We start from the raw sequence: 26234 nt of genomic DNA, 5'->3' as shown, positions 1-26234 counted from the left end.
CTGTTTGAATGCCGCTGTCCAACATCCGCATCATCCACGAGGACGCCGCCGTTCTGGTGGTCGACAAACCGACCCTGCTGCTCTCGGTTCCCGGCCGTGCCGACGACAACAAGGACTGCCTGATTACCCGCCTGCAGGAAAACGGCTACCCGGAAGCGCGCATCGTCCATCGCCTGGACTGGGAAACCTCCGGCATCATCCTGCTGGCCCGTGATGCCGACACCCATCGCGAGCTGTCGCGGCAGTTTCATGACCGCGAAACCGAAAAGGCCTACACCGCTCTGGCCTGGGGTCAGCCGGAACTCGACAGCGGCAGCATCGACCTGCCCCTGCGTTATGACCCACCGACCAAGCCGCGTCACGTGGTCGATCACGAATTCGGCAAGCATGCATTGACGTTCTGGAAAGTACTGGAGCGCTGCGGCGACTGGTGCCGCGTCGAACTGACACCGATCACCGGTCGCTCCCATCAGTTGCGCGTACACATGTTGTCGATCGGCCATCCGCTGCTGGGTGACGGGCTCTACGCCCACGGGCAAGCACTGGCGGCCTGGCCACGGCTGTGCCTGCACGCCAGCATGCTCAGCTTCACCCACCCGCAAACCGGCGAACGCCTGCGCTTCGAGTGCCCCGCCCCGTTCTGACCGGCCACAACGATTTAATGTAGGAGTGAGCCTGCTCGCGATAGGGGTGTGTCAGATAAGTATCAGTTGACTGACACAGTGCTATCGCGAGCAGGCTCACTCCTACAGGGATCTGCATTGGATTCAATTCCCCGGCCAATACGTTAAACTCCCGCCCATTGCTGTCTGGAGTTTCTTATGCGCGCAGAGTTGAACCAGGGCCTGATCGACTTTCTCAAGGCCTCTCCTACACCGTTCCACGCTACCGCCAGCCTCGTGCAGCGTCTGGAGGCCGCCGGTTATGTGCGCCTCGACGAGCGCGAGCCATGGTCCACCGAGGCCAACGGCCGCTATTACGTCACCCGCAACGACTCCTCGATCGTCGCGATCAAAATGGGCCGCAACTCGCCACTGCACGACGGTATCCGCCTGGTCGGCGCCCACACCGACAGCCCGTGCCTGCGGGTCAAGCCACAGCCGGAACTGCAGCGTCAGGGCTTCTGGCAACTGGGCGTTGAAGTCTACGGCGGCGCGTTGCTGGCGCCGTGGTTTGATCGCGATCTGTCGTTGGCCGGCCGCGTCACCTTCCGCCGTGACGGCAAGGTCGAGAGCCAGTTGATCGACTTCAAGGCACCGATCGCGATCATTCCCAACCTGGCCATTCACCTCAACCGTGAAGCCAATCAGGGCTGGGCGATCAACGCGCAGACCGAACTGCCGCCGATCCTCGCGCAATTTGCCGGTGACGAGCGCGTCGATTTCCGCGCCGTGCTCACCGATCAACTGGCCCGCGAACACGGCCTGAATGCCGACGTTGTGCTCGATTACGAGCTGAGTTTCTACGACACGCAAAGCGCAGCGGTCATCGGTCTGAACGGTGATTTCATTGCCGGTGCGCGTCTCGACAACCTGCTGTCGTGCTACGCCGGCCTGCAAGCCTTGCTCACCGCCGAGACCGACGAAACCTGCGTGCTGGTGTGCAACGACCACGAAGAAGTCGGCTCCTGCTCGGCCTGCGGTGCCGATGGCCCGATGCTCGAGCAGACTTTGCGCCGCCTGCTGCCGGAAGGTGACGAGTTTGTCCGCACCATCCAGAAATCCCTGCTGGTCTCGGCCGACAACGCCCACGGCGTGCATCCCAACTACGCGGAAAAACACGACGCCAATCACGGCCCGAAACTCAACGCCGGCCCGGTGATCAAGGTCAACAGCAACCAGCGCTACGCCACCAACAGCGAAACCGCCGGTTTCTTCCGCCATCTGTGCATGGCTGAAGAAGTCCCGGTGCAAAGTTTCGTGGTGCGCAGCGACATGGGCTGCGGCTCGACCATCGGCCCGATCACCGCCAGCCACCTGGGGGTTCGCACCGTCGACATCGGTCTGCCGACCTTTGCCATGCACTCGATCCGCGAGCTGTGCGGCAGCCATGACCTGGCGCACCTGGTCAAAGTGCTCAGCGCGTTTTATGCCAGTCGTGAGTTGCCGTAAAGGCTGAAAAACTTCGCGAGCAGGCTCGCTCCCACATTGAGTAGCATTCCAACCTGTGGGAGCGAGCCTGCTCGCGAAAGCGCCTGTGCACGCAGCAGAATCCTCTCTGACTTGATGCATTCCTGAGCCACATCACACCCCGCCTCGAAAACCTGCCTAGACTCAACGGATCCCACCAGACAAGGCAGTCTCCATGATCTCGATGTCCTCCTTCCACGCCATGCTCATTCCCATCCTCAGCGGAATGATCCTGCTGGCCATCGGCTTCAACTTCCGTGACAAGAACGCCGGGGTGTTGGCCATGTGGATCGGCATGCTGATGATCCTCGCCACCGTGGTCTACAAGATCCTCGCCAAACTCAACGAATGACCGCGCCCGGCTCGCATTGCGCCGGAGGGCCTCGTACACTCCAGCGCATCCGCCTATCGCGAGGTTGTCTTCTGGTGTTCGCTCGTCTTTTTGCTGTACCCGGTCTGTTGCTTGTCTTGATCATGACGCTGCTGCCGCTGGCGCCCGCGCAAGCGGTCGGTCTGCCCGGCCTGCTCAACACTTCCAAGCCGCAAGCTGAAGCCCAGGAACCCCTCGGCCAGTCGCTGGACGAAGTGATCAAGTCACTGGAAAACGACAAGCAACGCGCGCAGCTGCTCAGCGATCTGAAGAAACTGCGCGACGCCACGAAGAAAGCCCAGGCCACCCCGGAAGAAGGCGTGCTGGGCCTGATCGGTGGCACCCTCGCCAACTTCGAAAAACAGTTTTCCGGCGCCGACAGCCCGCTCACCCGCTGGTCCAACGAATTCGACCTGGCCAAGGACGAACTGACCAGCAAGCTGCTGCCGGCCAATGAATGGCTGCCGATCATCTTCGGCTTCGCCGTGATCCTGATGGTCTGGAGCCTGCTCGCCGCCGCGCTGATCTGGCTTGGCCACCGCGTCCGTATGCGCTTCGGCCTCACCGAAGAGCTGCCGCAACACCCCAAGGCCCTCGACATGCTGCGTTTCGCCCTGCGCAAGCTCGGGCCGTGGCTGATCGCGTTGGTGATGACGGTCTACATGAGCTACGTGCTGCCGTCATCGCTGGGCAAAAGCCTGGCAATGGTGCTGGCGTATGCCTTGGTGGTGGGCACCTGTTTCTCGGCGATCTGCGTGATTGCCTTCTCTCTGCTCGACGGCCCGCACCGCCATCGCGCGCTGTACATTCTTCGTCATCAGGCGTTCCGGCCACTGTGGCTGATCGGCAGCTTTGCTGCGTTCGGTGAAGCGCTGAGCGATCCGCGTCTGGTGGAAAGCCTGGGCGTGCATCTGGCCCACACCGCCGCGACCACCGCCAACGTACTCGCGGCGCTGTCGACCGGCCTGTTCATTCTGCGATTCCGCCGGCCGATCGCGCACCTGATCCGCAACCAGCCACTGTCACGCCGCCTGACCCGCCGCGCCCTCAGCGACACCATCGAGATCCTCGGTACCTTCTGGTACGTGCCGGCGCTGGTGCTGGTCGGCATCTCGCTGTTCGCCACGTTCGTCTCCGCCGGCGACACCAGCACCGCGCTGCGGCAGTCGCTGATCTGCACGGTTCTGCTGGTGTTGTGCATGGTCATCAACGGCCTCGTGCGTCGTCATTCGTTGAAGCCGCAACGCGGGCCGAAACGCCATGCGCTGTACTCGGAGCGCCTGAAGAACTTCTTCTATACCCTCGCGCATTTGCTGGTGTGGCTGATCTTCATCGAGCTGGGCCTGCGTGTCTGGGGCCATTCGCTGATCGCGTTCGCCGAAGGTGATGGCCATGACATCAGCGTCAGACTGTTCAGCCTGATCGGCACGCTGATTTTCTCCTGGCTGATCTGGATCCTCGCCGACACCGCCGTGCACCACGCCCTCACCCGCTCGCGCAAAGGCCTGGCCAACGCCCGCGCGCAGACGATGATGCCGCTGATCCGCAACGTGCTGTTCGTGGCGATTTTCATCATCGCGCTGATCGTCGCTCTGGCGAACATGGGCATGAACGTCACGCCACTGCTCGCCGGTGCCGGCGTGATCGGTCTGGCGATCGGTTTCGGCGCGCAGTCGCTGGTCGCTGACTTGATCACTGGCCTGTTCATCATCATCGAGGACTCGCTGGCAATCGACGACTACGTCGACGTCGGCGGCCACCTCGGCACTGTAGAGGGGCTGACCATCCGCACCGTCCGCCTGCGCGACATCGACGGTATCGTCCACACCATCCCGTTCAGCGAAATCAAGAGCATCAAGAACTACTCGCGGGAATTCGGCTACGCGATCTTCCGCGTTGCCGTGCCGTACAACATGGAAATCGACGACGCGATCAAGCTGATGCGCGACGTCGGCCAGAAGATGCGCAGCGATCCGCTGCAACGCCGCAACATCTGGTCGCCGCTGGAGATCCAGGGCGTGGAAAGTTTCGAATCCGGCAGCGCGATCCTGCGCGCACGCTTCAAGACTGCGCCGATCAAACAGTGGGAGGTTTCCCGGGCGTTCAACTTGTCGCTGAAAAGGCAACTGGATGAGGCGGGGCTGGACCTGGCGACACCGCGGATGAGTGTGCAGGTGATTACGCCTGGGGTTGAAATGAAAAAGGAAGGCTGAAGAGAGATGGCCCCCCTATTGGCAGGTGATACCAATAGGGGGCTAGTTTTATCTGGCTTTGAAACCCGGTTTTCCTTCAGCGGCGCGCCACCTTTTTACTTCCGCCACAATATTTTCCGGACCACTTTTTCCCGACTCTGGATAGTAGATTAAATCGGAACCCGCTGGATGTTCGCTCAGTCGTTCAAACTCCATTACAGCTATGGTTTGCCCCTTTTCAGTCGCATAATCCGATTGATATATCTTTTGTACAAAATGCAAGAATTGCTCTTCGGACATTTCATTGATCATTAATTTTTTCATTACTCGGCTCCCTTGTGAACTGCCAAATGCTGTTTCGGAGTTAGCAACCGCAGATTATCGATATCGTACAACTGCCCACCATCCGATAACGATGAGACGTGGTGCAACTCAAACTTCACTCGTTTACCAACTCGATCGCCCGCTTTCACATACGGTGATCGGCCTTTGCTCATTGCGCTGAGACTGCCTGGATCAAACGACATCGCCAGTTCCGCGTCAGCGCTCACCGCTTTCCAGAAAGTCTCCCTGAATGCCCTGAAATCCTTGAAATTCTTGCCTCGCAATTGATCTGCGATTTTTGAGGGAATCGCCGCGCCCTCACCTTGCGTAGCCGCCTCCAGCCACCCACCTTGAACCGACGCTCCATAACCACTCGCCACCCCAGGATCATTGCGTCGATCCCGGAACATGACGTACTGCGGCGGCAGACCCACTTCCGGGGGGTAGACCAGAATGAAGTCGTCGAAACGAATGTTGCCCCGACCCGGATGAGCGTCGATCCGACCTTCGATCGGCACCAGATTGCCGCCGATGTATCGAGGCGGAGCCGGATTTTCGATGGGGAACAGCGTTGAACTGTCTGTAGGCGTTACCGATGGCGTCCAGACCGCAGTGGTCGGCGGAATGTCAGCGAGCGTGGCGCTGTAAGTGTTATCCCCTGCGTTGTAGCCAGCTGCAATCACGCGAACGCCGGAAGGCAGTTTTGTCCCCGCTACCGGAACGACAAGCAGTTCGGCGAGAGATCCCGTCAGTGGCCGGGTGCTCAAACGCACCGGCAGATTCAGTCGTGCTCTTTCGTTCGCCAGCGTGTTCAGATCAGGCAACGGACCGGGCAGCAGATCTGCCAACGGAAGGCTGAGCAGAAAGCGTTCAGGCAGCTCACCATTGCCCAACACCGGCGAGTAGACGAACGCACTCACCCCCACCATCAGTCCGGACGCTGTGCCAGCAGCAAGCCCCGACAAACCGGCAACGGCCGAGCGAATCGAAGCGGCAAGACCCGCCATCAGGCTGTCGGCAATCGCAACCGCCCCACCCGAGGTCGCAAATACCAGTTGGGCGTGGCTGATATTGCCCTGAAAGCGCAATGGGCTATTGTGCCCACCGGGGGTTTGCTGCCGGCGCTTTTCCTCAGCCACCCTGCGTGCTTCGGCTTCAGCCTCAAGCGCCGCCTGTTCCTCGGCACGCTTGCGCTCCAGTGCTTCAGCCGCCAAGCGTGCCTGTTCTTCTTCAAGCCGCCTGAGTTCATTGGCGGCGGCCTGCCGCGCCAGTTCTTCCGCCAGCCGCCGCGCCTGCTCCTGAGCAACGCGGGCCTGTTCCTGTGCAACCTGCCGGGCGTGTTCCGCCGCCAACCGCGCCTGCTCTTGAGCGATCCGCTCGGCTTCCTGCGCTTGCACCACAGCAATCATGCCCTTGACCGTGGCCGACTGGCTGTTCAATACGCCAATGCCTTCGACCAGCAACTTGGCATTGAACAAGGCGCTGTATGCCTGCCTTACGCTGACGTTGCCGCCTCGCCGATTGACTTGCGGTAAGCGCCCCCCGTTGAAAAAGGTTTCAACCTGGTCGTGGCCGAAACGCTGGATGGCCACGTCCTTGGCCACCAGAAGCGCGCCAAATTTTCTGGCGATCAGCGACTCCCTGAAACGCATCTCCCGCGCCAGCGCATCCAAAGGAGGCAAGACACTTTGATCACCCGCTGCCCGTACTTCTGCCAGTTCAAGTTCGATGACCTGAGCAATGTTTCTGGAAGTATCTTTGTAGATACTTTCCATATCGAGTATTTCACCCAAGGGTGCAACGTTGATACCTGGTCCCGAGCCGTCTCCTGCACCTAAATAATGTAAGTACTCATCTTGTTTATCCGGGCGCACAACAATCGGCGGAAGCGTTAATCCATTACGCTGCATTTATAAATCCTCCATGGACATTGGGTTCGTCGCTCTGACCGGTCACCGTTAATGTCGAATAGCCAATAACGTGACCGGCACTTGGAGAAATTTATGGAAATGAATGTTGCGCGGTGCGGTACATAGTTATCGCCCGGGTTTTATCTGTCACGCCGGACGGAACTGATAAAGCGGTAGGAGTTTTCGTTAAAAACTTCAGGCTCAGAGGTAAATCTGTCGGACCGCGTGGCGCGTTCCTGAACCGATCGCACTTGCGTGCAGAGCCTTTGTCACAGGCAAGGAAGCCCGACAACAATAATCAAGGAGAACCCCATGTATCTGACGCGCATTGCCCAAACCATCCTGCTCACGCTGATCGCCAGCCACGCCGGCGCCGCGACGATGGACAGCGCCCGCACACAGATCGCCGAGCAGGCGCAAAAGCTTGAACCGGAGCTGCTGGAAACCCGCCGCGACCTTCACGCTCATCCGGAGCTCGGCAACACCGAAAAACGCACCGCTGAGCTGGTCGCCAAACAGCTGCAAGCCATGGGCCTGGAAGTGAAAACCGGCGTCGCCCGGACCGGTGTGGTTGCTATCCTGAAGGGCGCCCTGCCCGGCCCGACCGTGGCGCTGCGCGCCGACATGGACGCGCTGCCGGTCAAGGAAGTCTCCGACTTGCCGTTCGCTTCGAAAGCCAAAGGCACGTATCTCGACAAGGAAGTCGACGTCATGCACGCCTGCGGCCACGACGCCCACACCGCGATCCTGCTCAGCGCCGCGAAAATTCTGACGGGCATGCGCGACACCCTGCCCGGCACCGTGGTGTTCTACTTCCAGCCCGCCGAAGAAGGCCCGAGCGATTTCATTCCCGACGGCAAAAATACTTGGGGCGCAAAAATGATGGTCGAAGAAGGCGTGATGAAATCGCCGAAACCCGACGCAGTGTTCGGCCTGCACGTCTGGGCCGGCGTTCCCGCCGGCCAGATCGCCTACCGCCCCGGGCCGACCCTGGCCAGTTCCGACGACCTGCGGATCAAGATCCACGGCAAACAAACCCACGCCGGCCGCCCGTGGGACGGCATCGACCCGATCACCGTCGGCGCGCAAACCATCGTCGGCCTGCAAACCGTGGTCAGCCGTCGCACCGACATTTCCTCTTACCCCTCGGTAGTCAGCATCGGCACCATCAACGGCGGCACCCGCTACAACATCATCCCCGAATCACTCGACATGACCGGCACGATCCGCTCCTACGACTACGGCATCCGCCAGAAACTGCATGCCGACGTACGCCAGACGATCGAGAAAATCGCCGAAAGCGGCGGCGCCAAAGCCGACGTCACCATCATCGAAAAGTACGACCCGACGATCAACAACCCGGCACTGACGGAAAAGATGCTGCCGACCCTGAAGTGGGCCGCCAAGGATGATGTGGTGCAGGGTCCTCTGGTGGGTGGTGCGGAGGATTTCTCGTTCTTTGCCAAAGAGGCGCCAGGGTTGTTCGTGTTTCTCGGAGTGACGCCCCGGGATCAGGACATGAGCAAAGCCGCGCCGAATCATAATCCGGGGTTCTTCGTGGATGAATCGGCGCTAGTGGTTGGGGTCAGGACATTGGCTTCGTTGGCAACGGATTATCTGTATGGGAATGCGGGGTTGGGCAAGTAAACCGAGATGGCTGGAATCCTGAAGCTCAAAAGCCCCTCACCCTAGCCCTCTCCCAGAGGGAGAGGGGACTGACCGGGTTGTTCGAATGAGGTATGCCAACCTGAGATACCGAGTTGAATGCAGATTTTGAACAACTCACAAATCGGCTCCCTCTCCCTCGGGAGAGGGCTGGGCGGGCGGCGTTCCGATGAGGGGCGAATCCAGCACAAAACCAAAGCCAGACACCGCATGCTTTTCACCACTCAAAACAATGAGCGCAAGCTCGAGTAGCTCTTGATCTTGATCTTGGAGCCCGTCGGCAGGCTGAGCGGAGGGATTGATCGGGGCGTGGGAGCGCAGCGACCGTACGACGCAGTCGGACACAGCGAGTGTAGGTGCAGCGAAGCAAACCGGAGCCGCTGCGCCAGGATCGATCCCGCAGCGAAGGAACCCCGAGCCCCAGCGAGGGGCCGAACGTCAGGGCGCAGCCTTTTCGGTTACCTTTTTGGCGTTTGAAAAAGGTGACCCGCCGTAAGGGCGGAACCATAAGAAGCCGTTACCGCAGCAACGGATATACACCCAAAAACCCCAAAACCTGGTCGGCCCAGAGGCCGCCAAGGTCAAAAAAGGTCAAACCACATCAACCCCAACGTGAATCGCATCGTGCCGCCAAAACTCCAGATCACAATCAATCAACCGCCCATGCTGATCATAATTGACCCGCGCAATGCGCAACCCCGGACTCCCCACCGACACCCGCAAAGCCGCCGCCGCATCGACAGATAAAGACGTAGGCACAATCTCGAAGCGCACCCGCCCATAGTGCAAATCGTAATGCCCGGCATACAGCTCGGTAATCGACTGATTCAAATCAAAATCAAGAATCCCCGGAAAAAACTGCGGATTCAAATAGTGTTCCACATACAACACCAACCGCCCATCGATGCGCCGCGAGCGGCAAATCTGAATCACGCTCGACAACGCCGGCAACTGCAACCACGCACACACCGCCGCCGAAGCCGGCTGCAAGCGCGCCGAAATCACCTCGGTCGAAGGCTCGCGCCCCTGCGCACTGACCATCGCGTGAAAGTGACTGCGCTGCATCAGGTTGTAAGCCAGACGCGGCGGCGACACGAACCAGCCGCGCCGCTCCTCGCGATAAATCTGCCCCTGCGCCTCCAGTTGCAGCAACGCCTCACGCACGGTGATCCGCGTGGTCCCGAACAACTCGCTCAGCTTGCGCTCGGCCGGCAACTTGCTCCCGGCCGCCAGCAAACCATGATCAATCTGCTCCTGCAGCACTTGGCCAATGGTTGTCACCGCTTTCGTTGCCTCGTCGCGCATCAACGTTACCTATCTGGACTAGACCAGCACTGTTTCGGGGCGTAACTGACCGCCGATCAAAGCGCTTGCGTAGATTGCAAGCCTAGGCAGTGCAGATGACCGACAGATGACAAAACTGCCGAACGGTCGCGTTCACGGCTTGCAATACATCGGCCAAGTCCCCTGCCCGCCGGGCCTGCGCCATGGTCTACGCTTATTTGGCAGCCACCGATCCCGGGCAGGCAAACGACCTGCCACAAGGCCATCGACATCAAAGTGTCATCCAGCCTGCCTAAATTGGCTCAGGTATTGCTGACCTAGACCAACACAACCGCAATCGCAGCGTTGAACACGACCAAGGAGCTTCGGAATGAAACAGCTTTTCCTGGCAACACTGTTAGGCTCGACCATTGCAATGTGCACCGCCGCGATGGCGGCCGACACCGATCTGAAAACCCTCGAAGCCGCTGCGAAGGCGGAAGGCGCCGTCAACAGCGTCGGGATGCCCGATGACTGGGCCAACTGGAAAGGCACCTGGGAAGACCTGGCCAACAAATACGGCCTGAAACACATCGACACCGACATGAGTTCGGCCCAGGAAATCGCCAAGTTCGCCGCCGAAAAAGACAATGCTACTGCCGACATTGGCGACGTCGGTGCCGCCTTCGGCCCGATCGCGGTCAAGCAAGGTGTGGTGCAACCGTACAAGCCGAGCACCTGGGACCAGGTTCCGGACTGGGCCAAGGACAAGGACGGCAACTGGGCGCTGGCCTACACCGGCACCATCGCCTTTATCGTCAACAAGAAGCTGCTGCATGGCTCCGACGTGCCGACCAAATGGGCGGATCTGAAAACCGGCAAGTACAAGGTCTCCATCGGCGACGTCAGCACCGCCGCCCAGGCCGCCAACGGCGTGCTCGCCGCGGCTTTGGCCAACGGTGGTGACGAGAAGAACATCAAGCCAGCCCTGCTGCTGTTCGCCGACCTCGCCAAACAGGGTCGCCTGTCGATGGCCAACCCGACCATCGCCACCATGGAAAAAGGCGAGATCGAAGTCGGTGTGGTCTGGGATTTCAACGGCCTCAGCTACAAAGCCAAGATGGCCAACCCGGATGATTACGTGGTGCTGATCCCGTCCGATGGTTCGGTGATTTCCGGCTACACCACGATCATCAACAAATACGCGAAAAACCCCAACGCCGCCAAGCTGACCCGCGAATACATCTTCAGCGACGCCGGCCAGACCAACCTCGCCCGCGGCAACGCCCGTCCGATCCGCGCCGAACACCTGCAACTGCCGGAAGACGTGAAAGCCAAACTGCTGCCGAACGAGCAGTACAAGAAGGTCACGCCGGTCAAGGATGCCGACGCGTGGGAAAAGACCTCCAAAGCCCTGCCGCAGCAGTGGAACGAGGAAGTCATCGTAGAGATGAAATAAACCTGATCACCACTATGTGACCTGAAACAAATCCCCATGTAGGAGTGAGCCTGCTCGCGATAGCGGTCGAACATTCAACGACGATGTTGGCTGAACCACTGCCATCGCGAGCAGGCTCACTCCTACAGGGGATCTCGGTTGGATCTGAATTTTCCTGTTTCGCGGAGTTCTTGCCCCTATGAAGCACAACGTCATCCTTGTCGTGCTCGACGGCCTCAATTACGAGGTTGCGCGTCACGCTATGGGGCATCTGCAGGCTTATGTCGGCGCAGGACGCGCGGCGCTCTATCAACTGGAGTGCGAACTGCCCGCCCTGTCCCGGCCGCTCTATGAATGCATTCTCACCGGCGTGCCGCCGATCGACAGCGGCATCGTCCACAACAACGTCTCGCGCCTGTCCAGCCAGCGCAGCATCTATCACTACGCCCGCGATGCCGGACTGAAAACCGCCGCTGCGGCGTACCACTGGGTCAGCGAGTTGTATAACCGCTCACCGTTCGTGGCGGCGCGCGACCGCCACACCGACGATCCGACGTTGCCGATCCAGCACGGCCATTTCTACTGGAACGATCATTATCCGGATTCGCACCTGTTCGCCGACGCGGAAAACCTGCGCCTGCGTCACGCGCCGAACTTTCTGCTGATCCATCCGATGAACATCGACGATGCCGGGCACAAGCACGGCCTCGACAGCTCGCAATACCGCAACAGCGCCCGCTCCGCGGACATCATCCTCGCCGACTATCTGCAGACCTGGCTCGACGCTGGTTATCAGGTATTGGTGACCGCCGACCACGGCATGAACAACGATCGCTCGCACAACGGCCTGCTGGTGGAAGAACGTCAGGTGCCGCTGTTCGTCCTCGGCGATGCGTTCAGCCTCAACCCTGACGCCACACCGAAACAGACCGAGCTCTGCGGCACAGTCTGCGAACTGCTCGGCGTGCCCCACGACAAACCTGTGTGCCGGGAGCTGCTCAAGTGAACTCCATGACTCGCGGCAAATGGCTCGCGGCGCTGTGTCTGGTGCCCTTCGCGCTGTTCTTCATCGTTTTCGAAATCGCCCCGCTGGTCTGGGTGATGATCAACAGCCTGCAATCGGAAGAGTCCGGTTGGGGCCTGGCCAATTTCAGCAAGGTCTTCGGATCGAAATTCTATCGGCAGGCGATCCAGTACAGCCTCGAGATCAGTTTCTGGTCGAGCTTATTCGGCATCATCATCGCCGTGCTCGGCGCATATTCATTGCGCCGAGTCGATTCGAAGCTGCGCAACTTCGTGAATGCCTTCGCCAACATGACCAGCAACTTCGCCGGCGTGCCGCTGGCGTTCGCGTTCATCATCCTGCTCGGTTTCAACGGCAGCATCACCATCATGCTCAAGCAGTCGGGGATCATTCAGGACTTCAACCTTTATTCGAAAACCGGCCTGATCATTCTCTACACCTACTTCCAGATTCCCCTCGGCGTGCTGCTGCTCTACCCGGCCTTCGACGCCTTGCGTGAAGACTGGCGCGAGTCCGCTGCGTTGCTCGGCGCCAACGGCTGGCAGTTCTGGCGGCACATCGGTCTGCCGGTGCTGACCCCGGCACTGCTCGGCACTTTCGTCATCCTGCTGGCCAACGCCCTTGGCGCGTACGCCACGGTTTATGCGCTGACCACCGGCAACTTCAACGTTCTGCCGATCCGTATCGCAGCGATGGTGTCCGGGGACATTTCCCTCGATCCGAACCTGGCCAGTGCACTGGCCGTGGTGCTCGTGGCGCTGATGACCATCGTCACCGTCGTGCATCAACTGCTGCTGAAGAGGAGCTACCATGTCTCGCGCTGAATCCGGCCCGGCCGGCCTCTACCACCGCGTCGTGGTCTACCTGCTGTTCGCCATCCTGTTGTTGCCGCTGGCTGGCACACTGGTCTACTCGATCGCCAGCAGTTGGTCGGCGACCATCCTGCCCAGCGGCTTCACCTTCAAGTGGTACATCCAGCTGTGGAGCGATCCGCGCTTTCTGCACGCCTTCGGCCAGTCACTGATCGTCTGCGTCGGTGCCCTGGTGCTCTCGGTGGTGCTGATCCTGCCGCTGCTGTTTGTCGTGCATTACTACTTTCCCAGGCTCGATGCGCTGATGAACATCCTCATCCTGCTGCCCTTCGCGGTGCCGCCAGTGGTGTCCTCGGTGGGGTTGTTGCAGCTCTACGGTTCCGGGCCGATGGCGATGGTCGGCACGCCGTGGATTCTGATCGGCTGCTACTTCACCGTGGCGCTGCCCTTCATGTACCGGGCGATCACCAACAACCTGCAAGCGATCAACCTGCGCGACCTGATGGACGCCGCGCAACTGCTCGGCGCCAGCACCTTTCAAGCGGCGTTCCTGGTGGTGCTGCCGAATTTGCGCAAGGGTCTGATGGTGGCGTTGCTGCTGTCGTTCTCATTCCTTTTCGGCGAGTTCGTGTTCGCCAATATTCTCGTCGGCACGCGCTACGAAACCCTGCAGGTGTATCTGAACAACATGCGCAACAGCAGCGGTCACTTCACCAGTGCGCTGGTCATCTCGTATTTCTTCTTCGTGCTGGTCCTGACCTGGATCGCCAACATCTTGAACAAGGACAAAAGCGAATGAGCTATGTCAGCGTCCAACACCTGCAGAAAAGTTATGCCGGCACCACGGTGTTCAGCGATATCGATTGCGAAATCCACAAGGGCGAGTTCGTCACCCTGCTCGGCCCGTCCGGGTGCGGCAAATCCACCCTGTTGCGTTGCATTGCCGGGCTGACCCCGGTGGATGGCGGCCAGATCCTCCTCGACGGCGTCGATATCGTGCCGTTGAGCCCGCAAAAACGCGGCATCGGCATGGTCTTTCAGAGTTACGCGCTGTTCCCCAACATGACCGTCGAGCAGAACGTCGCTTTCGGCTTGCGCATGCAAAAGGTCAATGCCGATGACAGTCACAAGCGCGTCGCTGAAGTGCTGAAACTGGTTGAGCTGCATGACTTCGCCAGCCGCTATCCGCATCAACTGTCCGGTGGCCAATGCCAACGGGTTGCCCTCGCCCGTTCGCTAGTGACCCGCCCGCGTTTGTTGCTGCTGGATGAGCCGCTGTCAGCACTCGACGCACGGATTCGCAAGCACCTGCGCGAGCAGATCCGCCAGATCCAGCGGGAGCTCGGCCTGACCACGATCTTTGTCACCCACGATCAGGAAGAAGCGCTGACCATGTCCGATCGCATTTTCCTGATGAACCAGGGGAAGATCGTCCAGAGCGGCGACGCCGAAACCCTCTATACCGCGCCGGTGGATGTATTCGCCGCCGGCTTCATCGGCAACTACAACCTGCTCGACGCCGATGCCGCCTCCAAGCTGTTGCAACGGCCGGTCAACCACCGCATCGCCATCCGCCCGGAAGCCATCGAGCTGAGCCTCGTCGGCGAACTGGACGCACAGATCCGCAGCCACAGCCTGCTCGGCAACGTCATTCGTTATCGCGTCGAAGCGCGCGGTGTGGAATTGGTGGTCGATGTGCTCAACCGTTCGGCCGCCGATCTGCATCCCGACGGACAGCGCCTGGCACTTTCCATCGATCCGACGGCCTTGTGCGAAGTAGCTTAAAAACAGCTGCAAGCTTCGAGCTACAAGCTTCAAGCTGTAGACTTCGGTCCACCTGATTTTAATTCTTGCAGCTCGAGGCTTGTAGCTTGCAGCTGTTCTCGGAGAGAACCCGATGGCTTTGGCAATTTTTGATCTGGACGAAACGCTGATCCACGGCGACTGCGCCACCCTCTGGAGCGAGCAGATGGGGCGCCTGGGCTGGGTCGATCCCGAGTCGTTCATGCGTCGCAACAATGAGCTGATGGACGCCTACAGCCATGGCAAATTGCGCATGGAAGAGTACATGGACTTCAGCCTCGAACCGCTGATCGGGCGTACCCCGGAAGAGGTCGAGCACCTCGTGGGGCCTTGGGTTGAAGACTTCATCGAGCCGATCATTTTCAGCGACGCGACCAGAACCATCGCCGCCCATCGCAAGGCCGGCGATCGGATTCTGGTGATCTCGGCGTCCGGTACGCACCTGGTTCGTCCGATCGCTGATCGACTGGGCATCGACGAGATACTGGCCATCGAACTTGAAGTCGCCCATGGCGTGTACAGCGGCAACACCGTCGGCACCCTGACGTACCGCGAAGGCAAGATCACCCGCTTGCTGGAATGGCTCGATGCCGAAGAGGAAAACCTCGAAGGCGCGAGTTTCTATTCCGACTCACGCAATGATCTGCCGCTGCTGCTGAAGGTGGATTTCCCGCACGTGGTCAACCCGGATCCGGTGCTGCTGGAGCACGCAGAAAAGGCCGGCTGGCCGATCCATCACTGGAAATAACCGAAGATCCAGTGTGCACGCTACCTGTGGCGAGGGAGCTTGCTCCCGCTCGGCTGCGCAGCAGTCGCAAATCGATGCAACCGGTATGAACTGACCCAGCGCATTGAATGATTGGGGCCGCTTCGCGACCCAGCGGGAGCAAGCTCCCTCGCCACAAGGCTTGGTGATGTCAGGTGAGACTGTCGTTAATCACCAACACCAACTTGCCCGCCACCGTATTGCTCGCCAGCTCGGCGAACGCCGCTTCGGCATCCTTCACCGCAAACGCTTTGGCCAATTGCGCACGCAAGCGACCCTCGGCAAACAGCGGCCATACATGCTGGCCCAGATCACTGAGCAGATCGGCCTTGAACTGATCGTCACGGCTGCGCAACGTCGAGCCGAGCAGTTGCACGCGCTTGCCCAGCACCTGGGCCAGATCCAGTTTTGCCTCGCGGCCGCCCATCAAGCCGATCAACACCCAACGTCCGTCCAGCGCTATCAGTTTGAGGTTCAACGCCGAATAATTGCCGCCCACCGGATCGAGAATCACGTCGAATGGCCCGAAGTCGCGCAGGCTCTCGATATCATCGGTGCGCACCACACCGCCCTGAGCCCCCAGTGCTTCGCAGTAAGCCAGGCGTTCGGCGGTACCGACGCTGACCCAGCACGGGTTACCAAACGCCTTGCACAGCTGAATGGCCGCTGAACCGATTCCACTTGCGCCGGCGTGCAGGAGAATTTTCTCACCGGGTTTCAGCGCTGCAAGTTGAAACACATTCAGCCAGACGGTGGCGTAAACCTCGGGCAATGCCGCTGCCTCGATCAGCGAAACACCTTCAGGGACCGGCAACACATGCCGTCCGTCGACGACCACTTCTTCGGCCATGCCGCCCCCGGCCAGCAAGGCGCAGACCCGATCGCCGACCTGCCAGGCCGAGCCCGCGCCGACCTCGCTGATCACGCCCGAGCATTCAAGACCGAGCACTTGGCTGGCCCCGGGCGGCGGCGGATAAAGCCCTGCCTTCTGTAATAAATCGGCGCGATTGAGGCCGGCTGCCGCCACACGGATGCGGACTTGTCCTACATCGCATGTAGGACTCGGCTCTTCAACCCATGCCACTTGACCTTCAACGCCTTGCAATGCCTTCACAGTGCCTCCATAGTGAGTCTGGACTGAGCCCGAAGCTGTAGCGCCGGGCTTTTTGCATTATGCGACCGGCTCTCAAAGAACCGGCGACTTCAAAGACGGCCTAATATGCGTTATCAATTGTCCCCGCGTCGAATCAGCATGAAGCATCTGCTCCCCAGCACCGCCCTCGCTCTTTTCATCGGTATCGGTCTGTTGCCGGTGTCGGGCACCACATTCGCAGCCAACAGCTGGGACAAGTTGCAGCCTGATCGCGATGAAGTCATCGCCAGCCTGAACGTCGTCGAGTTGCTCAAGCGTCACCACTACAGCAAGCCGCCGCTCGATGATGCGCGCTCGGTGATCATCTACGACAGCTACATCAAGCTGCTCGACCCGTCCCGCAGCTATTTCATGGCCAGCGACATTGCCGAATTCGACAAGTGGAAAACCCAGTTCGACGATTTCCTCAAAAGCGGCGACCTCAATGCCGGGTTCACCATCTACAAGCGCTACCTGGACCGCGTCAAGGCGCGTCTGGACTTCGCCCTTGCCGAGCTGAACAAGGGCGTCGACAAGATCGACTTCAATACCAAGGAGACCTTGCTGATCGATCGCAAGGACGCGCCTTGGCTCAAGTCCACCGCAGAACTCGACGACCTGTGGCGCAAACGCGTCAAGGATGAAGTGCTGCGCCAGAAGATCGCCGGCAAAGAGCCGAAGCAGATCCAGGAAACCCTGACCAAGCGCTACAAGAATCAGTTGGCGCGCCTCGACCAGACCCGTGCCGAGGACATCTTCCAGGCGTACATCAACACCTTCGCCATGTCCTACGATCCGCACACCAACTATCTATCGCCGGATAACGCGGAAAACTTCGACATCAACATGAGCCTGTCCCTCGAGGGCATCGGTGCCGTGTTGCAGAGCGACAACGATCAAGTGAAAGTCGTACGTCTGGTACCGGCAGGCCCGGCGGACAAGACCAAGCAGGTCGCTCCGGCAGACAAGATCATCGGCGTTGCCCAGGGCAACAAGGAAATGGTCGACGTGGTCGGCTGGCGTCTGGACGAAGTGGTCAAATTGATTCGCGGTCCGAAAGGCACCGTGGTGCGTCTGGAAGTCATCCCGGCGAGCAATGCGCCGAATGACCAGACCACCAAGATCGTGCCGATCACCCGTGAAGCGGTGAAGCTCGAAGACCAGGCCGTGAAAAAGTCGATCCTCAGCCTGAAACAGGACGGCAAGGATTACAAACTCGGCGTGATCGAGATCCCGGCTTTCTACCTCGACTTCAAGGCGTTCCGTGCCGGCGATCCGGATTACAAGAGCACCACTCGCGACGTCAAGAAGCTGCTCACCGAGTTGCAGAAAGACAAAGTCGACGGCGTGGTCATCGACCTGCGCAACAACGGCGGCGGCTCCCTGCAGGAAGCCACCGAGCTGACCAGCCTGTTCATCGACAAAGGCCCGACCGTACTCGTGCGTAACGCCGATGGCCGCGTCGACGTGCTTGAAGACGAAAACCCGGGTGCGTTCTACAAAGGCCCGATGGCACTGCTGGTCAACCGCCTGTCCGCCTCGGCTTCGGAGATCTTCGCCGGCGCCATGCAGGACTACCATCGTGCATTGATCATCGGTGGCCAGACCTTCGGCAAAGGCACCGTGCAGACCATTCAGCCGCTGAACCATGGCGAACTGAAACTGACCCTGGCCAAGTTCTACCGCGTCTCCGGGCAGAGCACCCAGCATCAGGGCGTGCTGCCGGACATCGACTATCCGTCGCTGATCGACACCAAGGAAATCGGCGAAAGCGCCCTGCCAGAGGCGATGCCGTGGGACACCATCCGCGCGGCGATCAAACCGGCCGCCGATCCGTTCAAGCCGTTCCTCGCCCAGCTGAAGTCCGAGCATGACGCACGCACCAACAAGGATGCCGAGTTCGTGTTCATTCGCGACAAGCTGGCCCTGGCGCAGAAACTGATGGAAGAAAAAACCGTCAGCCTCAACGAAGCCGATCGTCGTGCCCAGCACGCCGACATCGACGCCAAGCAGCTGGCAATGGAGAACATCCGTCGCAAGGCCAAAGGCGAAGAGCCGCTCAAAGAGTTGAAGAAAGAAGACGAAGACGCATTGGCCGCTGCCGAGCCGGACAAGGTCAAACCGGAAGACGATGCCTACCTGAGCGAAACCGGGCGCGTACTTCTGGATTACCTGAAACTGAGCAATCAGGTGGCCAAGAAGTAAGTGATGGCAATTTAGTGCTGACGATCCTCGGATCGTCATCAAACAGTCATCATTCTGTCGTGCAATAAAGGACCGGGAGCAATCGCTCCCGGTCCTTTTTTTATCGCCAGAGACTGCCATGACCACGACCGAACAGCTGAGCGCCTTGAGCTCGATTCTGACTCAAAGCGGTTTACACAGTCTGTTCCAGCCGATCATCTGCCTCTCCGAACGCCGCATTCTCGGCTACGAAGCCCTCACCCGTGGCCCGTCCAACAGCCCTCTTCACTCGCCAATTGCCCTGTTCGCCGTAGCCCGGCAGGCTGGTCGCTTGAGCGAACTGGAAATCGCCTGCCGACAAAGCGCCTGCCGCCGCTTCAACGAGCAGCAGTTGCCGGGCAAACTGTTCCTCAACGTTTCCCCGGAGTCCCTGCTCGAAGCCGCGCACCAACCGGGGCGCACCCTGCAACTGCTGCAGGACTTGGGCATCGCGCCAAGCCAAGTGGTGATCGAGCTCACCGAGCAGACGCCAATCGATGACTTCCATTTGCTGCAAACCGCTCTGCACCACTACCGGGCGATGGGATTCTCCATCGCGCTGGATGATTTGGGTGCGGGGTATTCAAGCCTGCGCCTGTGGTCGGAGTTGCGTCCGGATTATGTGAAGATCGACCGGCACTTTATCGATGGCATTCATCAGGATGCGTTGAAAAGAGAGTTTGTCGGTTCAATTCTGCAGATAGCCAAGGCGTCCCGCGCGCAAGTCATTGCCGAGGGTATCGAGCTACCGGAAGAACTCGCGGTGCTGACTGAAATGGGCGTCGATCTGGTGCAGGGTTACCTGCTCGGCCGTCCGCAGGAACATCCATCCCGCGACGCCCGCGCCATGATGCCCAAACACGACAGCAGCGCCGTCGCGCTGACCGACGAAGGCAGCGACCTGAGCGCCCTGCTCAACGACCAGCCCGCCGTGCAGCGTGATACGCCGACCGCCACCGTGCTGGAAGCCTTCCGTCGCCAAGCCAACCTCAATTCACTCGCCGTGCTCGACGAACAAGGCCAGCCCTGCGGCATCGTCCATCGCCATTCGCTTTCCGACGCCCTGCTCAAACCGTTTGCCACCGACCTGTTTGCGCGCAAACCGATCAGCCGCCTGATGAACGATGATTTTCTCGCCGTGGAAATGAGCCAGTCACTGCAACAAGTCAGTCGCCTGATCACCAGCCGCGCCCGCCAACGCATCGAAGAAGACTTCATCATCACTCTCAACGGCGGCTACCTGGGCCTCGGCCGGGTGATCGACGTGCTGAAACTGATCACCGAACTGAAAATCCAACAGGCGCGCTACGCCAATCCACTCACCCTGCTGCCGGGCAACGTACCGATCCAGCAATGCCTCACCCGCCTGCTGCAACAGGCCCGCGAGTCGATCATCTGCTACGTGGACATCGACAGCTTCAAACCCTTCAACGACATCTACGGCTACGGCCGCGGCGACGAAGTTCTGCTCTGCCTCGCCCAATGCCTCAACGAACGCATCGACCCCACCCGCGACTTCGTCGGCCACATCGGCGGCGACGACTTCCTCCTCGTCCTCGGCCCCGAAGACTGGCGCAAACGCCTCAACCAACTCCTCGACGACTTCCAAAGCCAATGCCGCCGCTTCTACCGCCCCGAACATCTGGAAGCCGGCTGCTTCGTTGCACCCAATCGCCAAGGCGTGCGGCAGGAGTTTGCGCTGTTGTCGTTATCGATCGGGGTGGTGCATTTGCGACCTGAAGCTTGCGCAACGCTTGATGCCAGCCAGCTTGCGGAGATGGCTTCGCAGGCGAAGCATCATGCGAAGGGGGTTGTGGGGTTTAGTGTTTATTTGTTAGAGGTTGGCAGCGCTCCTTCCCCTCAGATCTCAATGTTGACTAGCTAAACGGTGGTATCTTCTGAGAAGGTTTGCTAGCAGGCGGTCTGGCCAATTCGATTTTTAAGAATGGATCAGCGTCTCAACATTTCGCATTACCAACTTAATCGGTCCTCAAGACTGGCGCGGTGTAAATCCTCCCTCCACACTTCACTAGCCACTCGGTAGATATCCTGAAAAAAAAGACGGGCATTTTCAACTTCGTCGTTACTCCACACCATAGTTATGCATTCGTCATAATCATTCTCAAACTGCACAGAAAAATCATGGCTTTGGTCCTGAAGAGCATCTTTCAACACTTCGAGCAAGGCGTACTTATGCCTGTAACCAAGATATTCCAGATCAGGGATCAAAAACTTTTCAATTACCTCCTTACGCTCGCTAGGCACGTTAGGATCGTATCGCAAATATACTTCACCCTCTTCTTCTCTATCGTAGATTTCGAGCGCTCCCAGAAAATAGGAAATTTTTGGCTCCCAAGGCAGAGCTACATTTTCAAACGGTGACTTCATGCAAATACTCCCTATCTAGTGAAGGCCGTAAATGGGCGTTTGACATCGTTTTTACGAAATCTTATTTCCGCCTCATTCATCACTTCAATATATTTCGGATTAGCAGGATCTTTGCTATTCGGTTTATAACCTCGCCCCACGCCGGGAATTTGCACTTGAACGTAGGGATTACCTGCAGCATCATGTCCGGTAGGCTCCGGCACAGCCTTGTTCATCTTGGAGAGAGCATAAGCGATAGCTTGATGTTGTAAGGTCCAGCTTGTGAATTGTGAGCTCGCATTTATCGCTTCTCTTCTACCCTTTTTAGTTGGATGAGATCCATCAATAGAACGCTGCTTAAGCGCCGCATCGGGGATTTCTGGCCCATGCTTTTCTACTGAGTGCATACGGTATCGCCTTTCCCATGCCAGAACTTCACGCTTAGCATCTGCCTCAGGCAGCGGCCTAGGAAGAATCGGAGCGCCTTTATCGACGGTAGGTAACTGGCAATTCTTATTATTCTTGTTAGGCGGCGGGCAATTGGACGTCAACCCCAACGGATCCACCCACCCCGTCGGATTCGGCACGTACTGGTACTGATTCAACCCGCCCGCGAGCTTCACCGGATCCGGCGTCAGGTACCGCCCCAACCTCGGGTCGTAATACCGATGGCGGTTGTAATGCAGGCCGCTTTCAACATCGAAGTACTGCCCCTGAAAACGCAGCGGCTGGTCGAGGTAGTCTTCGCCGGCGAGGGTGACGGCGGCGACTTTGCCGTAGGCGTCGTATTGCGCGGACCAGACGATTTCGCCGCTGTAGTCGGTGAGTTCCTGCGGGGTGCCGAGGTGGTCGAGTTGGTAGTAGAACGGGCAGGCTTTTTTCGGGCCTTTGCCGTCGAGCAGCGCCAGTGGGCGAAAGGTGCCGGGTTCGTAGAGGAAGCTGCGGTATTGCGTCGCGCTGCTTTCGGCGACGAGGTGCTCGCCTTGCCAGAAGAACTCGGTGACGGCTCCGTCGATGGTTTTGCGGATGCGCCGGCCGAAGGCGTCGTATTGGTAAGTGGCGGTCTGGCCGTCGGGGCGGGTCAGGCCGATGAGGCGGTGCTGGCAGTCGTAGCGGTATTCGGTGACGAGGGTCTGGCCGTGGCCTCGGCGTTCGCGGATCAGGTTGCCGAAGGCGTCGTAGTCGTAGTGGCGATCGCCCTGCATCAGCAGGCGATTGCCCTTGATCTGCGCGGGGCCGGGGCGATCCTGCATCAGCAGGTTGCCGGCCGGGTCGTGGGCGAAGGATTCGGGCAGTTCGTCGCGCGAATGGCGTACGCGAATCAATCGGTCGAGGGCGTCGTAGCCGTAGGTGCGCTGGCCGTGGCGACTGTCGGCAATGTGCTCGAGATTGCCGTTGGCGCTGTAGGCATAATCGCGGCGGTACAGCGAGGCGCCGCGATGGCCTACGGCGTGAGCAAGTAGTCGGCCCTGATCGTCGTAGGCATATTCGCTGAGCAGCAGACCTTGCTGACGTTGCTGCTCGCGACCGGACTGGTAGACGTGGCGCGTGAGCGGCGTGCCGTTGAGGTCAATGGCACTCAGCGCACCGCCCTTGGCGTAGTGATAATCGAGCTTGCTGTTGTCCGGCAGGCGCAGGCGTTTGAGCTGACCGCACGCGTCATAGGCGTAGCGCAAGGTGCCCCAGCCCTGATGCTCGGTGATCAGCCGATCCTGACGGTCATACTCGAAGGCCAGCGGATGGTTCTGCCCGTCATCGACGGCAACCAAGCGGCCGAGGCGGTCGTAGTCGTAGCGAACTTTGAGCCCATCGGGCAGGGTTTTGACCAGCAAGCGCCCGGCCTCGTCGCGCTCATAGTGGGTGACCAGATTGGGGCCGAAATCACCAAACTCGGTCTTTTCCAGCAGATGACCGTTGAGGTCGTAGGCGTATGCGGTACGCCGTCCATCAAAACCGGTCTCCTGTCGAATCAATCCGGTCGGCGTGTAATCCAGGCGGTATTTTTCCCCCGACTCGTTTTCGATCTCGGTCAGCAGCAACCGCGCATGGTCATAGCGATACTGCACGCGGGTGCCGTCGGGGTTGATGCGCCTCGAGACCAGGTGCAGGTCGTCGTCATATTCGTAGCGGGTGATGCGCCCCAGTTCATCGCGCTCGGCGGTGATCTGGCCGTAGGCGCCGTAGCTGTAGGCGCGGGTGCTGCCCGTCGGAGAAGTCGTCAGGATCAGTCGGCCGGCGGCGTCCCACTGCTGACGGCTGACGACACCAAATTCGTCCTGGGTGGTAATCCGCCGGCCCAGCGCATCGTAGGAAAAACGCCGCACGCCGCCGTCCGGCAGGGTTTCCTCGATGAGCTGGCCGAGCTCGTTCCACACCCAGCGATGACGGCTGCTGTCGGGGTAGCGCAGCGACAACAACTGGCCGCGCAGGTTGTAGTAGTAATGGGTGACCTGACCGTCAGGATCGACCGCTTCGGTGACCGCACCTTCGGCGTTGCGCCGATAGATCCACACCGCGTCGCCTCGGCAACGCTTGTAGAGAAAACCGTTGCGGTACTCGTAGGACGTTGGCGCCTCGTCCGGCGGAATCAGCGCGATCAGCCGTCCGACCTCGTCGTAGCGGTATTCGGTGACCGCGCCCAGAGCATCCTGCTCGGCGACCAACCGGCCCTGCTCGTCATAGGCCTTGAGCTGCTCGCCACCATCGGCCGCGACCTGACGCACCAGCCGTGCGCGCTCGTCGTGGACGTAGACTTCTTCGGTGCCGTCGACGTAATGCACGGTCACGCTGGCGTCGTCATCGTTCCAGACGTAGCGGGTGTTCATCTGCGAGAACGAGGCCCAATGGCGCACGCAACGCGCCGCCTTGCCCTCGCGTTGCCACTCCCAGAAAAAGCTTGCGCCGCCGGTCAGCTGGCGCTGGAGAATGACGTGGTGGTCGTCGTAGTCGTAGCGCTCGCTGTCGCCAACCGCGTTGGTCGCGGTCAGCAGCCGTTGCCGGGCATCGAAGCGGTAGGTGGCGAGGTTTTGCTCGGTGCTCCACTCGCCCTGCACGAACACCTGATAATCGACCGCCACCAGTTGCGCCCGGTCATAACGCAACAGCAGCGAGTGGCCGGCGCCGTTGTCCAGACGCTGAATGCGGTCGGAGCGATCGCGTTGCAGCGTCAGACGATTGCCGTAGACGTCGCTGATCGCGGTCAGCCGGCCGGCGCGAAAGTGATAGAACCGCGCGCTGTCGCCGGCCATGGCGAGGAGCAGTTCCTCCGGTTCATCACCCAAAAAAATCGCCGCCCGTGACAGGCTGTTGTGAATCGCCGGGCGCGCGACATTGGGCAGGGGAAAGCGGGTGCGGCGGTTCTCGTGGTCGATCCAGATCACGTCATCGCCGTCGAAGGCCAGGCGATGGGCCAGGGTATGGCTCCAGCCGAAACCCAGGCCGATGTCGATCTCGACGGCGCTGCTGCGGTACAAGCGGGTGAACTCGAACGGCAGTACGCCATCGAGCACCGCGTCGGTCAGGGTCAGCAGTTCTTCGCCGGTGACCATCGACACCGGACAGCCGTTGGTGCAGGTGTTGGGCACGCAGTCGGCGGCATGACCGTTGGGGTTTTTCGCCTGGTCGGGGGCGTCGTCGTGAGGCTCGTCTTTCTGCAACATGGCGTTGCGCTTGGCGTCCCAGCGCAATTGCATCCGACCCTTTTTCACCCCGGCTGCGATGCCGCGTGCGGCGACGGCTTTGTAGCGGTCGACGTATCCAATGAAGGCGTTGATGATGCTGAACAGCGCTTTGACCAGACGCTTGGCCACGTTGAACAACTGGGCTGCACGGTCGGCCAGACGCAGCGTCAGATAAGCGATCCCCGCCCCCGCTCCGACAAAGGTCAGCACCACGCTGATCAGGACATCGATGATCAGTTGCACGATCATCATCGACGCCATTTCAGCGGACTTGCCGGCAATCTCGCTGGGCGGCAGCATGTCCAGCCACAGGCTCGACGACCGCAGCAACAAGCACATCGCCGCCTCGTCACTGACCAGCAGTTGCAGCTTTTCCATGAGCTCAGGTGCGGTCTGCGCCAGCTCGATCAGTTCAGCTGCGCCGCTGCCCAAACGCTCGGCAAACTTGCCGGGATCCTGAAGAATTTCCGAGAGCAGACCGAGGCTGTCCCACACGCCTTCTATAGCCGCCCAACTGCCGGCGAGCATGCCGTTGCTGGCCGCTGTGGCCGCCGACTGTGACCACTGTGGCTTGAAGCCCTGCCACTCGCTGCGCAGCCAACTGTCCAGTTCGCCGGTCAAACCGTCATAGGATTTGAACAGCTCGGCGACTTGCTTGGAGGTGACAGCGCTGTGCACGAGAACGCGGTAGAACTTGCCCTCGCCGCCTCTGAACTCACCCTTGCCGTGCTGATCAAGGGTGATCGGGGTGATCTTGCCGCCCCCCACGTCGATCACATCGACGGTGATGTTGCCCAGCGGGATGTCGTAAACCGATTCGAACTTGCTCTCGATCTGCATCAGCCCGCCCTGCGGGCACTGGACGACGCTGGAGGAAAACGCCTCGTCGCTGCTGCTGACCGCCGTGCTGCGATCACCGAAGCGAATGATCCGCTCCATGCCCACCAGCGACGGCAGGTCCGCGGCCTCGCTGATCTGGTCCGCGCTGCGACTGAGCCAGTGATCGAGCTGTTTGCGATAGAGGTTGAGCGTTTGCGGGAAGCTGTCGAGTTCCTGCTCGATGCGAGCGATGGCTTCCATCAACACACGCAGGCAGACAAGGTGGGCTGAAAAACGGGCTGAAGCATGAGCGGTCC

At 59.9% G+C, this 26234-nt stretch carries 19 protein-coding genes; 13 read left to right on the top strand and 6 right to left on the bottom strand.

The annotated features are described in order from the left end of the window. Window positions 1-8 precede the first annotated feature (8 nt). The 4 genes from QRN33_RS02050 (at window position 9) to QRN33_RS02035 (ending at window position 4712) form a co-directional block, all read left to right on the top strand. Entirely contained in the window at window positions 9-644 is a 636-nt protein-coding gene (locus QRN33_RS02050; protein ID WP_285406551.1) for an RluA family pseudouridine synthase, read from the top strand. A gap of 177 nt (window positions 645-821) precedes the next feature. Then, entirely contained in the window at window positions 822-2111 is a 1290-nt protein-coding gene (locus QRN33_RS02045; protein ID WP_064364632.1) for a M18 family aminopeptidase, read from the top strand. A 193-nt stretch (window positions 2112-2304) separates the two neighbouring features. Then, window positions 2305-2481 carry a hypothetical protein gene (locus QRN33_RS02040; protein WP_165839208.1) on the top strand — a complete coding sequence of 59 codons (177 nt, stop codon included), beginning with the start codon at window positions 2305-2307 and terminating at the stop codon, window positions 2479-2481. A gap of 74 nt (window positions 2482-2555) precedes the next feature. After that, on the top strand, window positions 2556-4712 hold the full coding sequence (locus QRN33_RS02035; RefSeq protein ID WP_285406545.1) for a mechanosensitive ion channel family protein: 2157 nt from the start codon (window positions 2556-2558) through the stop codon (window positions 4710-4712). Between the two features lie 48 nt (window positions 4713-4760). Here the strand turns inward: QRN33_RS02035 and QRN33_RS02030 are convergent, their stop codons facing one another. Both QRN33_RS02030 and QRN33_RS02025 read right to left on the bottom strand, forming a co-directional pair. Continuing rightward, window positions 4761-5015, bottom strand: coding sequence for a bacteriocin immunity protein (locus QRN33_RS02030; protein ID WP_083353254.1), 255 nt, complete (start codon window positions 5013-5015; stop codon window positions 4761-4763). Beyond that, entirely contained in the window at window positions 5015-6925 is a 1911-nt protein-coding gene (locus QRN33_RS02025) for a pyocin-S2/colicin E7-DNase domain-containing protein (RefSeq protein ID WP_285406542.1), read from the bottom strand. Before QRN33_RS02025 ends, QRN33_RS02030 begins: the two co-directional genes overlap by 1 nt. 312 nt (window positions 6926-7237) lie before the next feature. Between QRN33_RS02025 and QRN33_RS02020 the strand changes: the two genes are divergently transcribed. Continuing rightward, window positions 7238-8572 (top strand): amidohydrolase, encoded by a 1335-nt coding sequence (locus QRN33_RS02020; RefSeq protein ID WP_285406540.1) that lies wholly within the window; start codon window positions 7238-7240, stop codon window positions 8570-8572. Between the two features lie 609 nt (window positions 8573-9181). On the opposite strand, the gene phnR is transcribed toward QRN33_RS02020, so the two are convergent. Then, on the bottom strand, window positions 9182-9895 hold the full coding sequence (gene phnR, locus QRN33_RS02015) for a phosphonate utilization transcriptional regulator PhnR (protein WP_042608516.1): 714 nt from the start codon (window positions 9893-9895) through the stop codon (window positions 9182-9184). Window positions 9896-10244: 349 nt separating this feature from the next. Here phnR and QRN33_RS02010 point away from each other — a divergent pair, with 349 nt between their 5' ends. The 6 genes from QRN33_RS02010 to QRN33_RS01985 all read left to right on the top strand — a co-directional run bounded on the left by QRN33_RS02010 (window position 10245) and on the right by QRN33_RS01985 (window position 15678). Continuing rightward, the gene (locus tag QRN33_RS02010; RefSeq protein WP_285406537.1) at window positions 10245-11312 is read left to right on the top strand and encodes an ABC transporter substrate-binding protein; all 1068 of its coding nucleotides are present in this window, start codon (window positions 10245-10247) and stop codon (window positions 11310-11312) included. A 178-nt stretch (window positions 11313-11490) separates the two neighbouring features. Further along, window positions 11491-12297: an alkaline phosphatase family protein gene (locus QRN33_RS02005; RefSeq protein WP_064364636.1), complete on the top strand. Its 807-nt coding sequence runs from the start codon at window positions 11491-11493 to the stop codon at window positions 12295-12297. Between the two features lie 5 nt (window positions 12298-12302). Further along, window positions 12303-13139 carry an ABC transporter permease gene (locus QRN33_RS02000; RefSeq protein WP_161806100.1) on the top strand — a complete coding sequence of 279 codons (837 nt, stop codon included), beginning with the start codon at window positions 12303-12305 and terminating at the stop codon, window positions 13137-13139. Next, window positions 13126-13926 (top strand): ABC transporter permease, encoded by an 801-nt coding sequence (locus tag QRN33_RS01995; RefSeq protein WP_042608520.1) that lies wholly within the window; start codon window positions 13126-13128, stop codon window positions 13924-13926. The genes QRN33_RS02000 and QRN33_RS01995 overlap by 14 nt, the downstream gene beginning before the upstream one ends. After that, window positions 13923-14912, top strand: coding sequence for an ABC transporter ATP-binding protein (locus tag QRN33_RS01990; RefSeq protein WP_285406530.1), 990 nt, complete (start codon window positions 13923-13925; stop codon window positions 14910-14912). Before QRN33_RS01995 ends, QRN33_RS01990 begins: the two co-directional genes overlap by 4 nt. Window positions 14913-15024: 112 nt before the next feature. Continuing rightward, window positions 15025-15678, top strand: a complete 654-nt coding sequence (locus QRN33_RS01985; RefSeq protein ID WP_064364638.1) for an HAD family hydrolase — start codon at window positions 15025-15027, stop codon at window positions 15676-15678. A 169-nt stretch (window positions 15679-15847) separates the two neighbouring features. Here the strand turns inward: QRN33_RS01985 and QRN33_RS01980 are convergent, their stop codons facing one another. Beyond that, the gene (locus tag QRN33_RS01980; RefSeq protein ID WP_285406527.1) at window positions 15848-16810 is read right to left on the bottom strand and encodes a zinc-binding dehydrogenase; all 963 of its coding nucleotides are present in this window, start codon (window positions 16808-16810) and stop codon (window positions 15848-15850) included. A gap of 138 nt (window positions 16811-16948) precedes the next feature. Between QRN33_RS01980 and QRN33_RS01975 the strand changes: the two genes are divergently transcribed. Next, complete coding sequence (locus tag QRN33_RS01975) at window positions 16949-19033, top strand: carboxy terminal-processing peptidase (protein WP_162276424.1); 2085 nt, start codon at window positions 16949-16951, stop codon at window positions 19031-19033. Between the two features lie 118 nt (window positions 19034-19151). Further along, entirely contained in the window at window positions 19152-20936 is a 1785-nt protein-coding gene (locus tag QRN33_RS01970) for a bifunctional diguanylate cyclase/phosphodiesterase (protein ID WP_285406524.1), read from the top strand. An 86-nt stretch (window positions 20937-21022) separates the two neighbouring features. On the opposite strand, the gene QRN33_RS01965 is transcribed toward QRN33_RS01970, so the two are convergent. Further along, the gene (locus QRN33_RS01965) at window positions 21023-21439 is read right to left on the bottom strand and encodes a hypothetical protein (protein ID WP_281923781.1); all 417 of its coding nucleotides are present in this window, start codon (window positions 21437-21439) and stop codon (window positions 21023-21025) included. A gap of 11 nt (window positions 21440-21450) precedes the next feature. Beyond that, window positions 21451-26178: an RHS repeat-associated core domain-containing protein gene (locus QRN33_RS01960; protein WP_285406520.1), complete on the bottom strand. Its 4728-nt coding sequence runs from the start codon at window positions 26176-26178 to the stop codon at window positions 21451-21453. Window positions 26179-26234 lie beyond the last annotated feature (56 nt).

The organism is Pseudomonas sp. FR229a (genome assembly GCF_030209115.1).
GTDB lineage: Bacteria > Pseudomonadota > Gammaproteobacteria > Pseudomonadales > Pseudomonadaceae > Aquipseudomonas > Aquipseudomonas moraviensis_A.
The sequence above is the reverse complement of the archived record's forward strand: the minus strand, read 5'-3'. Positions and strand labels throughout refer to the sequence as shown.